General features: G+C 64.9%; 8 protein-coding genes and 1 tRNA gene. 2 read left to right on the forward strand and 7 right to left on the reverse strand.

Going from position 1 to position 11,742, the window contains the following annotated elements; genetic code table 11:
• Positions 1 to 139: 139 nt before the first annotated feature.
• The 6 genes from dxs to SO140_RS12890 form a co-directional block, all read right to left on the reverse strand.
• A complete protein-coding gene (dxs, locus tag SO140_RS12865) occupies positions 140 to 2,068 on the reverse strand; it encodes a 1-deoxy-D-xylulose-5-phosphate synthase (protein WP_449380191.1) in 1,929 nt (642 codons plus the stop codon).
• A 357-nt stretch (positions 2,069 to 2,425) separates the two neighbouring features.
• Positions 2,426 to 3,736, reverse strand: coding sequence for a hypothetical protein (locus SO140_RS12870; protein ID WP_449380192.1), 1,311 nt, complete (start codon positions 3,734 to 3,736; stop codon positions 2,426 to 2,428).
• A gap of 245 nt (positions 3,737 to 3,981) precedes the next feature.
• Complete coding sequence (locus SO140_RS12875) at positions 3,982 to 4,233, reverse strand: exodeoxyribonuclease VII small subunit (protein ID WP_027526545.1); 252 nt, start codon at positions 4,231 to 4,233, stop codon at positions 3,982 to 3,984.
• Between the two features lie 72 nt (positions 4,234 to 4,305).
• Positions 4,306 to 5,235: a histone deacetylase family protein gene (locus SO140_RS12880; RefSeq protein WP_027526546.1), complete on the reverse strand. Its 930-nt coding sequence runs from the start codon at positions 5,233 to 5,235 to the stop codon at positions 4,306 to 4,308.
• 133 nt (positions 5,236 to 5,368) lie between these two features.
• Positions 5,369 to 7,036, reverse strand: coding sequence for a bifunctional metallophosphatase/5'-nucleotidase (locus SO140_RS12885; RefSeq protein ID WP_449380193.1), 1,668 nt, complete (start codon positions 7,034 to 7,036; stop codon positions 5,369 to 5,371).
• Between the two features lie 92 nt (positions 7,037 to 7,128).
• Positions 7,129 to 7,890 carry an enoyl-CoA hydratase-related protein gene (locus SO140_RS12890; RefSeq protein WP_498541397.1) on the reverse strand — a complete coding sequence of 254 codons (762 nt, stop codon included), beginning with the start codon at positions 7,888 to 7,890 and terminating at the stop codon, positions 7,129 to 7,131.
• A gap of 258 nt (positions 7,891 to 8,148) precedes the next feature.
• Here SO140_RS12890 and SO140_RS12895 point away from each other — a divergent pair, with 258 nt between their 5' ends.
• On the forward strand, positions 8,149 to 9,375 hold the full coding sequence (locus tag SO140_RS12895) for an MFS transporter (protein WP_449380195.1): 1,227 nt from the start codon (positions 8,149 to 8,151) through the stop codon (positions 9,373 to 9,375).
• Positions 9,376 to 9,635: 260 nt separating this feature from the next.
• Here SO140_RS12895 and SO140_RS12900 read toward each other — a convergent pair whose 3' ends face one another.
• A complete protein-coding gene (locus SO140_RS12900; RefSeq protein ID WP_449380196.1) occupies positions 9,636 to 11,414 on the reverse strand; it encodes an acyl-CoA dehydrogenase family protein in 1,779 nt (592 codons plus the stop codon).
• A 251-nt stretch (positions 11,415 to 11,665) separates the two neighbouring features.
• Here SO140_RS12900 and SO140_RS12905 point away from each other — a divergent pair.
• Positions 11,666 to 11,740, forward strand: a tRNA-Gln gene (locus tag SO140_RS12905).
• The last annotated feature ends 2 nt before the right edge of the window (positions 11,741 to 11,742 follow it).

The raw sequence follows: 11,742 nt of genomic DNA on the forward strand, positions 1-11,742 counted from the left end.
CCCGCCTGCGGGGGAGGGTTGGGGAGAGGGTGATTCCGCAATCGAGAACCCCCTAGAGGAGAGAGCCCTCACCCGGATCGCTTCGCGATCCGACCTCTCCCGCAAGCGGGAGAGGTAAGAGGCAGTGCCCGCGCAACAATCAGGCGAGCTTGACCGTCTCGGTCTTCACATCCTTGCCGAGCGCCTCGAATACCTTGGCGACGATGCCCTTGGCGTCGAGACCGGCGCGGCCGTACATCGCGGCCGGCGTGTCATGGTCGAGGAACGCGTCGGGCAGCACCATCGTGCGGAACCGCACGGCGCCACTGTCGAGAACGCCCTGGTCGGTCAGGAACTGCGCGACATGCGAGCCGAAGCCGCCGACCGAGCCTTCCTCGATCGTGATCAGGATCTCATGCTCGCGGGCGAGCTTGAGCACCAGGTCGGTGTCGAGCGGCTTCATGAAGCGCGCATCCGCGATCGTGGTGGAAAGGCCATGCGCGGCGAGCTCGTCGGCCGCCTTCTCGCACTCCGCAAGGCGGGTGCCAAAGGAGAGCAGGGCGATCTTGCTGCCCTGGCGCACGACGCGACCCTTGCCGATCTCGAGGGGAATGCCGACCTCGGGCATCTCGACGCCGCGGCCTTCGCCGCGCGGATAGCGCAAAGCGCTCGGACGGTCGTTGATCGCGACCTGGGTCGCGACCATGTGCACCATTTCAGCCTCGTCCGCGGCCGCCATGATCACCATGTTCGGCAGGCAGCCGAGATAGGCGTTGTCGAACGAGCCCGCATGCGTCGCGCCGTCGGCGCCGACGAGGCCGGCGCGATCGATGGCGAAGCGCACGGGCAGGCTCTGGATCGCGACGTCATGCACGACCTGGTCGTAACCACGCTGGAGGAAGGTCGAGTAGATCGCGCAGAACGGCTTGTAGCCTTCTGTGGCGAGGCCTGCGGCAAACGTCACGGCGTGCTGCTCGGCGATGCCGACGTCGAAGGTGCGGTCGGGGAATGCCTTGTTGAAGATGTCGACGCCGGTGCCCGACGGCATCGCCGCGGTGATGGCGACGATCTTCTCGTCCTTCTGCGCTTCCTTGACGAGGCTCTGGCCGAACACGTTCTGGTAGGCCGGCGCATTCGGCTTGGCCTTGACCTGCGTGCCGGTCGCGACGTCGAACTTGACCACTGCGTGGTATTTGTCGGCGGAGGCTTCTGCCGGGCCGTAGCCCTTGCCCTTCTGGGTCACGACGTGGACCAGGATCGGGCCGGTCTCCATGTCGCGCACGTTCTTCAGCACGGGTAGCAGATGGTCGAGATTGTGGCCGTCGATCGGGCCGACGTAATAGAAGCCGAGCTCCTCGAACAGCGTGCCGCCGTCCATCATGAAGCCACGGGAGTATTCCTCGACGCGGTTGGCGCGGTTGGCAATGATCTTGGGCAGGCGCTTGTTGATCTGCTTGGCCGCCTCGCGCAGCGTGCGGTAGGTCTTGCCGGAGTAGAGCCGCGACAGATACGCGCTCATCGCGCCGACCGGCGGGGCGATCGACATGTCGTTGTCGTTGAGGATGACGATCAGGCGGGAGTTCATCGCGCCCGCATTGTTCATGGCCTCATAGGCCATGCCGGCGGACATCGCGCCGTCGCCGATCACGGCGATCACGTTGTTCTTCCCGCCGGAGAGGTCGCGCGCGACCGCCATGCCGAGGCCGGCCGAGATCGAGGTCGAGGAGTGCGCCGCGCCGAACGGATCGTAGTCGCTCTCGCTGCGCTTGGTGAAGCCGGAGAGGCCGCCGCCGGTGCGCAAGGTGCGGATGCGGTCGCGCCGCCCGGTCAGGATCTTGTGCGGATAGGCCTGGTGGCCGACGTCCCAGATCAGCCGGTCGCGCGGCGTATCGAAGATGTAATGGATCGCGGTGGTGAGCTCGACGACGCCGAGGCCCGCTCCGAAATGACCGCCGGTCACGGAAACGGCGTCGATGGTCTCCTGCCGCAGCTCGTCGGCAACCTGGCGGACCTGCTCGATCTTGAGCTTGCGCAGATCATCCGGCGTCCGGATGGTGTCGAGAAGCGGCGTCTTGCTGTATGCGTTCACGGCGATTTCCAATTTTAAGGGCCGGACGACCGTCCGGCGCGAGATGGGTATGCATAATATTGGCGCAGCGCGAGCCCTGACTGTCGGAGCCAACTGCGCGGGGCAAAGCCCCTTCTTCAAGCTTAAGTGAGCCTAAGTGCGCTCCGGTTCAGTCCAGTGATCTTTGTCACCCAGCTCGGCGTCACCCGTCCCAGCCAATTTCATTAGCGATTTGAAGCGCTTGCCGTCAGCAATACTTGCTCACGAAAGGCTCGCAAATAGCCATAGTCCGCGAAGCTTTACACCAAAGCTGCCGCCAAAGCCAACCCGTAAGGCCCGTGGACAGGGTATGCACTTGCAAGCCTTGGGCCGGTTTGGTTAACCCCGGCTCCGGGCCGGAGGTTCCATTTTGCCGAGTTCCTCGGCAGAAATTTGACCGCGGGGACGGGAACTTTCCAGCTCCAGCCGCCGCCAGGCAAACTCGCGGGCCGGGGCGTCCCCTACCGCAACCGCAAGCGCCGCGTCCGGCATGGCCATCCGTTCCCGCAAGGGAACCGGGCCACACACGATCATGAAGAAGTCGTAGGCGTGCGGCCGCTCATTGGCCATCACGAACTGGAAATGGACGCGGAAGAACTGCCAGCGGAACAATTTGTAGTGCTCCGGTGCGATGATCTCGCGGAAGCGCACCGGTACGATGGCGGCGGGATTGCATCGTGCCGCGCCGACGTCGATGCCGTGGCCCGCGATCGGATCGAACTGGAAGAAGTTCATCACGTCCTTGCGGGCCTGGCAGTCGATCCACTCGACCGAGGGTTCGACCGCGAGCTCGCGCAAGCGGTCGCGGAAATCCTGTGCCGCAGCGTGATAGCCGACGACCGGACAATTGCCGCCGACCGTGAGCAGCATGACGCGGGCGCCGCGCTGTCCGAGCACAGGATCAAGCTTGAGCGCGCGCGCCAGGATCTCGATGGCGAGGAACGAGCCCGAGGAGTGGCCGACCAGCACGATCTCCTCTGCGCGCGTGGTGCGCGCGACCTTGCACAGATGCTCCGCGAAGCGGTCGATGCGCCGGTCCCATTCCGGCTGGCGGCGATGGGCGAATTCCCAGGTCCAGATGTGGTCGCGCAGGAGATAGAGCACATAGGTCCTCTCCTCCGTGTATCTCAGCATGGTGCCGAGCAGCGCCACGAATAGTGCGGCGGCCGCGAGCAGGCTGAAGGGATCTGGGATGCCGAATGCATCCAGCCCTTTGCGGAACAACCATGCGACGCCGGCCGCGCACAGCGCTTGCACGAGCAGCACCAGATAGGGATAGCTGACGAAGGTCGCGAATCGCCAATTCGCCTTGGCGAAGCGCGCGATGGTGCCGCCGAATACGAGCTGGCAGTAGACCCAGAGCGCGGCGAAGACGGTCTTGCGGATCGGCTGGGCGAGGTCGCGCTTGATGTAATCCTCAAAGCGCAGGAAATCGTAGGCCGTGCGGGTCTGCCAGTCGTCAGCGCGGGTCTCGATGCTCCAGGACGCGATCTCGCCTTCGCTCAGATCCTGCGGCCGGCTGATCGTGGTCTTGAGCTGGTAGAGCCGGTCGAACTTGCGCAGCTCGGTGCGGAACATGCGATAATATCGCGCGAGCCCGCGCGGATCGTAGCCCTGCACATAGATGATATGGCGGTTCTGAACGCGCACTGACTCTGTGATCCCGCAAGCCGGCCTTGGGCCCCGACAGGAGCCCAGCCTCTCCCCGATTGACATGCTTTTTTTTCGACGAAAACCGTCGATATTCGTCCGGACCATTGGTCCGGACCGCATTGTCTGCCCGGGACTATAGCAGTCCGTGGGACAGGCCAAGAGCTATTTGCAGCCTGGCTGCGCGGCCTTCGGGCGCATTCCCTGAATGTTCTGAATGGCTTGGGGTATCGGGGGAAGGATGGCTACTGAACGTCGAGGGGTGCGGTGCCGCTCGCCTGGCCGCTGGCGTCCGTTGTGATCTTGTCAACGCGGGCCTCGGCCTGGCGCAAGAGCTCCTCGCAGCGGCGCTTCAAGGCCTCGCCGCGCTCATAGATCGCCACCGATTCTTCCAGCGGCACCTTGCCCTCCTCGAGCCGCTTCACGATCGTCTCGAGTTCCTCGATCGCGCGCTCAAAGGTCAGCCTGGTGACGTCGATTTGGGTATTTTCGGCCATATCCGTATCCGATTGCCCGCCCTTCGCTAGGTTACGAAGCAATATTTTGCGGGCGCAATGTGGCGGGTGTCGTCAGGCGCCCATCAGGGCGCCGACATGCGCCGTAACAGATTCTTTCAGTCCTTGCAGGTCATAGCCACCTTCGAGCACCGAAACAACGCGCCCGCCCGCGGTCTTGTCGGCGAGGTCCATCAGCTTCCGTGTCACCCAGGCGTAGTCCTCGCCGCGCAGGTTCAGCGAGGCCAGCGGATCGCGGTAATGCGCGTCGAACCCCGCGGAGATGATGAGGAGCTCGGGGCTGAACTTGGTGAGCTGCGGGAGGATCAAATTCTCGAAGGCGTCGCGGAATTCAGGGCCGCCATCCTCGGAGGCGAGCGGCGCGTTGACGATGGTGTCGTGATCGCCGCGCTCGGAGCGCGCGCCCGTGCCTGGAAACAGCGGCATCTGATGGGTCGAGCAGTACATCACGGTCGGATCCGACCAGAAGATGTCCTGTGTGCCGTTGCCGTGGTGCACGTCGAAATCGACGATGGCCGCGCGCTTGATCCCGTATTTGCGCTGCGCGTGGCGCGCCGCGATCGCGACATTGTCGAAGAAGCAGAAGCCCATCGGCTTGCCGATCTCGGCATGATGTCCGGGCGGGCGCACGGCGACGAAGGCGTTGCGATGCTCGCCTGCCATCACAGCCTCGGTGGCGGCGACGGCGCCGCCGACCCCGCGCATGACTGCTTCCCAGGTGCCCGGCGACATCGAGGTGTCGCCGTCGATATAGACTTGGCCGCTGGTCGGCGCGATGTGGCGCAGCTCGGTGACGTAGTGCTCGTTGTGGCAGAGCGTGACGAGGTCGAGATTGCCCTCCGGCGCCTGGTCCCGTACCAGGAACTGGAAGCGTTCGTGCGACAGCGCTTCCTCCACCGCGCGCAGGCGGTCCGGCCGCTCAGGATGGCCCTGCGGCGTAACGTGGTCGAGGCAGGCCTTGTGGGAGAGAAGAAGCGTGCTCATCAGGTCGGGCTCACTGCGAACGGGCTTTTGACCTCGCTTGGCGCATCCGGCGCCAAAAGGCAATGCAAAACGCAATGTAGGCGTTTGGCCTGGAATGGCAAAGGTGGTCCCGTTCCGGGCCGTTTGATCTGGATCAATTGACGCGCAGGATGCGGCTCAGTGGCAGCGGGCCGATCGGGCCGTGCGTCCTGAAGAAGGCAAATAGCGCATCTGCATCGTAGCCGCCATATTGCGGCGAGGCGCCTTGCTTGGCGGCGGTAAAGCCGTCGCCGCCGACGGCGAGATAGTCGTTGAGGGTGACGCGGTAGCTCGAGGCCGGATCCATCGGCTTGCCGTCGAGCGTCATCTTGTCGGCCATCACGCGCTCACCGAACGGCTTCGAGGCGTCCCAGACGTAGCTGAAGCCGTTCGACACCTGGAGGATCCGCGGACGCTTCGGATCGAGCCATTGCTGCTCCAGCATCTCCTTGAGCTGGCTGCCCGTGAGCGTCAGGGTGACGAGGCGGTTGCGGAACGGCTGGCTCGCGAACACGTCGCCAAAGGACACCGCGCCGTTCTCCTTCGGCACGATGTCGGTGCGGATGCCGCCGGGATTGGTGACGGCGATGAGGGCGCCGCCGTCCTTCGCATCCTTCGTCGCCGCCAATTGCGCATCGGCGATGACGTCACCGAGCGCGCTCTCGCCGGCGTCGTTGGGCACGCGCGAGAGCGTCTGTGTCACCGATCCCGCCGGACGGTTGGCGATGGGGGAAGCGAGCTTGTCGTAGGCCTCGATCAGCGCGGTCTGATCGGGATCCTTGGCGAGCGAGGCGTTCGCGACGATCACGTTCTCGGCTTTCGCGCTGACGATGTCGCGCGTGGCGGAATCGAGCGTGACGTCGATCGCCGTGACGAGCGTGCCGTATTTGTCGCCGCTGGTGACGAGCCGGCCGTCGATGTTGCAGACATAGGCACGGTGGGTGTGGCCGCTGACGACGACGTCGACCGCGCGGTCGAATTTCTTGACGATGTCGACGATCGGCCCTGAAATGCCCGGGCATTCATTGTAGTCGCCGGTCGGCTCGCCGCCTTCGTGGATCAGGACCACGATCGCCTCGACGCCGCGCGCCCTCAGTTGCGGAACGAGCGCATTCACCGTCTCGGCCTCGTCGCGGAATTCGAGCCCGGCAATGCCCTTTGGCGAGACGATACCGGCGGTGCCCTTGAGCGTCAGCCCGATGAAGGCGACGGGGATGCCGTCGAACTCCCTGATCTCATAGGGCGGCAGGATGCTCTTGCCGGTCGCGGTCTCGATGGTGGAGGCCGCCAGATAATGGAATTTGGCACCCGTGAAGGGATGCGGCCCCTGGCATCCGTCCTCCGGATGGCAGCCGCCGTTCTGCATCCTGAGCAGCTCGGCCTTTCCCTCGTCGAACTCGTGATTGCCGACCGAGGTGATCGCAAGCCCCATCATCGACAGCGACTCGACCGACGGCTCGTCGTGAAACATCGCCGACAAAAACGGGCTCGCCCCGATGAGGTCTCCGGCCGCGACGAAGATCGTGTTCTTGCGGCCCTCGCGAAGCTGCCTGACCAGCGTCGCCATGTATTCGGCGCCGCCCGCCGCGACCGTCACCTTCTTCGTCTTGTCCTCGGGATCGCCGATGCGGATGCCGCCCGGCGGCGGCCTTAGATTGCCGTGGAAGTCGTTGATCGCGAGGATGCGCAGTTCGACCGATGCCGAGCCCTGGGCAAGAACGGGCAGGGCGCAGCCGAGCGCGAAGGCGAGAGTGGCTGGGATCAGGCGAAGCAGATGTCGCATGGAACGAGCCTAGACGTTCCGCGGGAAGATTTCACGAAGCTTGTTGCTCTCTTCCTTCTCTCATTGCGGAGGAGGTGGCAGCTTGCGCTCCTCTAATGCCTCTTTCTCGCGAAGAATGCCCTGAACGCAGCGATCGCTTCCTTCGAGCGTATTCGCTCGCCGAAGAGATGACTTTCCTGGTCGATGCGGCGTGTCAGCTCCTCCGGCGGCAGGCGCAGCAATTTGCGCGAGATCGCGACCGCATCTGCCGGCAGTCTGCAAATCTCCCGCCCCACCTTCTTGGCTTCCGCCTCGGTATGTCCGGGCGAGACCACGACATTGACGAATCCCGCCGACCGGGCCTCCTCTGCGTCGAAGGTCCGCCCCATCACCAGCATTGCGAACGCGCGCTGATAGCCCATGGTGCGCGGCATCAAGAGGGTGGACGCGCCCTCCGGGATCAGTCCGAGCGGGACGAACGGCGTCCTGAAGGTCGCAGCGGTCGATGCGAGCACATAGTCGCAATGGAACAGCATGGTCGTGCCGATGCCGATCGCAACGCCGTCGACGGCAGCGATGATCGGCTTCACATTGTGGGCGAGCGAATAGAGCAGCTTGATGGAGTTGGAGGCTCGCGGCGTCTCGGGGCTCGCCGTGGCATCGGCCAGGAACTCCTCGAGGTCGTTGCCGGCGCTGAACGCGCCGGAGCCGCCGGTGATGATGAGGCAACGGATGTCCGGGTTGTTCTGTGCCGTGTCGATCGCCTGGCCGATGTCGCGGTACATGGCTTGCGTGACTGCGTTCCTCTTGTCCGGCCGGCGCAGCGTGATCACGCGCATCGCGCCTTCATGCGTCACAACGATCTGGCCGGCCATGCTTCCCAGTCCCCAATAGCGGCCCACAGCACCGTTGCCGCTAGCCCATCGTTTTGCTGTCAGCCTACATCATCTTGCGGAGTTGCCAAACCTGGGGTTGCCGTTTTCAACGGGGCAGTGCATGCCACCGCCGTCTCCGCCGGCGTCGCACAGGCGAGGCGAGTATTGCAACAAAAAGTTACACTGACCTTATTGAAAAACCGGGAGTTGTGCGACAGGATCGGCCCCGTTTCGCTCTCATTGGCCGATTGCCCATCGATGATTGCAGCAAAGATCGTTGACGAATCCTCGCTGCACTATCGCGGCTGGCGGGTCGTCTTCGGTTGTTTCCTGATCGCCTTCTTCATGTTCGGCTTCGGCCTTTACGGTCAGGGCATTTATCTCGCAGAGCTTCAGCGCGTTCATGGCTGGCCGAGCGCGTTGATCTCGACGGCCAGCACCTTCTCGTTCCTGCTCACCTCCGCTCTCGTCATCTTCACCGATGACATCATGGTGCGAATCGGTCCGCGCGCGCTTTCGCTGTGCGGCCTGTCTGCGCTTGGCGCCTCGACGATCATGTTCGGATTGATGACGGCACCCTGGGAGCTCTATCTCGCCTATGCCCTGATGTCGGTGGGCTGGACCGGAATGGGCACGGTCGTGATCGCGACGGTCCTCAACGCCTGGTTTGACCGACGTCGCGGGCTTGCGCTCAGTCTCGCGTTCAACGGCGCCACCTGCGGCGGCATCGTGCTGGCGCCGCTGCTGCTGTTCATGACGGGCCTCGTCGGCTTCGCGCGCGCGATGCTGGCCGCAACGACGGTGATGGTTGTCGTGCTGGTGCCGGTGATCGTGTCCCTGATCGACCGGCCGAAGGGCGGAACGCAGGCGCCCCCAGCATCGTCCCAGGCGGCAGGCCAGGACACGCTTCCCGCGCCGTCACGAAGGGCACTGCTCCGCGATTCCGGCTTCTGGACCATGGTGGTGCCAATCGCGATTGCGATTCTCGCGCAAGTGGGTTTCATCGTCCACCAGGTTCCGTTCCTCGAGCCGCTGATCGGGCGCTCGGCGGCGGGGCTCGCGCTTACCATCATGGCGAGCATGGCCGTCGTCGGCCGCCTGTCGCTCGGCCTGTTCGTGGACCGGATCGATCCGCGTCTGGCGAGCTCGGTGTCGATGGTGAGCCAGGCGCTGGCGCTTCTCGTGCTGCTGCAATCGTCGCAGGCGAGCGTGATGCTGGCGGCCTGCGCCGTCTACGGCTTCTCGATCGGGAACATGATCACGTTCCCACCCCTGATCATTCAGCGCGAGATCGGCCATGCCGCATTTGGTGCCGCCATGGGATTGGGCACGTCGATCAGCGGCGTCATCAGCGCGTTCGGCCCGGGCCTCATCGGGTTCGTGCGCAGCCTGACCGGCGATTACACGGCAGCGCTGACGCTATGCCTGCTGCTCAATCTCGTCGCGGCGGCAGCGGTTTTGGTGCGGCCTAAGCCGGCGCGGTAGTCAATGGCGATGCGGTGCGGCTGCGTCCTGCGTTACTCACCACACTCTCACTGTCATCGCCCGCCTTGTGCGCGCTTGCGCACTGGGGCGGGCGATCCAGTATTCCAGGGGCTGTGCGAGGATACGGAGAAGCTGCGGCGTACCGGATTCCCCGCTTGCCGCCTACGCTAAAGCTTCGGCGAGCCAAGACCTCACGCCCCGGCGAAGCCTTGGCGTAGCCGGGTCGCGGGGAATGACAGCAGTGATGTGGACGCAGCCACCTACCTCAGCAACACCGCGTCCGCCGCCGCGACCGACTCCGCGCTCTCCGTCACGGTGCGCTCCAGCGAACTCGCCTGCACGGTGATGTTCTCTGCAAAGAAACGGGCGAGCGAGACGTAGCGGGGCGCATCGACGTTGCCCTCGCTCTTGGCCGCGAGCGCCTCGCTTGCCAGCATGCAGCCGCCGAGCGTCGCACCGAACTGCTGGAGATAAGGCGTGGCACCGGCGAGCGCGTCGTTCGGCGCCTCGGCAAGGCGCTCCAAGAGCCACTTGCTGGTGCGCTTGAGCGCGTCCAGCGCCTCGCGCAATTTGACGCCGGTGGTGCCGAAGGCGGGATCGTTGGAGGCCTCGACCTGCTTGATGATGCCGGAGAGCTCGCCGAGCAGCGCCCAGACGGCGGTACCGCCGTTGGCCGCGAGCTTGCGCGTGACGAGGTCGATCGCCTGGATGCCGTTGGTGCCTTCATAGATCGCGGTGATGCGCGCGTCGCGATAGTGCTGGGCCGCGCCGGTCTCCTCGATGAAACCCATGCCGCCGTGCACCTGTACGCCGAGATAGGCGACCTCGTTGCCGACGTCGGTCGAATAGGCCTTTGCGATCGGCGTCAGCAGCGCCGCGCGCGCCGCGGCCTCGACCCGCACGCCGGGATCTTTGGCGCGCGTCGAGACGTCGATCGCGACTGCCGTCGCATAGCAGATGGTGCGTGCGGCCGCGGTCTGTGCGCGCATTCGCATCAGCATGCGCTTGACGTCAGGATGCACGAAGATCGCGTCCGAGCCGTCGCCCTTCTTGCCGAGGGCGCGACCCTGCCTGCGCTCCTGCGCGTAGGCGAGAGCCTGCTGATAGGCACGGTCGGCGACGCCGACGCCCTCGAGGCCGACGCCGAGACGGGCCTGGTTCATCATGGTGAACATGCAGCGCATGCCCTGGTTTTCTTCGCCGATCAGAAAGCCGATTGCACCGCCATGATCGCCCATGGTCATGGTGCAGGTGGGGGAGGCGTGCATGCCGAGCTTATGCTCGACGCCGGATGCATAGACGTCGTTGCGCGCGCCGAGCGAGCCGTCGGCATTGACCATGAACTTTGGAACAAGGAACAGAGAAATTCCCTTGGTGCCGGCGGGCGCGTCGGGAAGGCGAGCGAGCACGAAATGCACGATGTTGTCGGTCATGTCGTGCTCGCCATAGGTGATGAAGATCTTCGTCCCCTTGATGCGATAGGTGCCGTCGGCATGCCGCTCGGCGCGGGCGCGCAGCGCGCCGACGTCGGAGCCGGCCTGCGGCTCGGTGAGCTGCATCGTGCCGGTCCATTCGCCGGTGACGAGTTTTTCCAGATAGATCTGCTTCAACTCGTCGCTGCCATGCGCCTCCAGCGCCTCGATCGCCGAGGCCGTGAGCAGCGGGCAGAGGCCGAAGGCGACGTTCGAGGCGCTCCAGATCTCGGTGCAGGCCGCGTTGATCGCGATCGGCAGGCCCTGGCCGCCGAAGGCTTCCGGTCCCGAGACCGCGTTCCAGCCGCCATCCGTCCAGCGCTTATAGGCATCCGGCCAGCCGGGCGCGGTCGTGACCTTGCCGTCGTCGAGCTTGATGCCGTTCTCGTCGCCGACGCGGTTGAGCGGCGCAAGCACGTCGGTCGCGAACTTGCCGGCTTCCTCCAGTACGGCTTGGGCGATGTCGGCGTCGAAATCGCCGTAATGGCCGGCCTCCACGGCGGCCTTGAGGCCCGCGCCGTGGTTGAGCGATAGCAGCATGTCGTTGATCGGCGCGCGGTAGGTCATGGCGTGCTCCCGGAAACCTCGTTGGCGCCGTATTCCCACGAAACCGCGGAGGTCTCAATGGCCGGGAGGGCCAAGTTTCGTGCCTGGGAGGCCAGCCAGGCGCGGGCGGGGCGCTGACGTCGGAGGGGCGTGCAAACTGCGCCCGCGGTCGGCGAATTTACGCGCCGAGGCGGTTGAAATGCTCGCTTTCTCTCTATAGACCGGCGGAGCAAACGGGAATCTGCGGTAGCCATTCCCGTGACAAGCGCCGTTGGGGCGTAGCCAAGCGGTAAGGCAGCGGATTTTGATTCCGCCATTCGGAGGTTCGATCCCTCCCGCCCCAGCCAGA

It is taken from the genome of Bradyrhizobium sp. UFLA05-108, assembly GCF_059803455.1.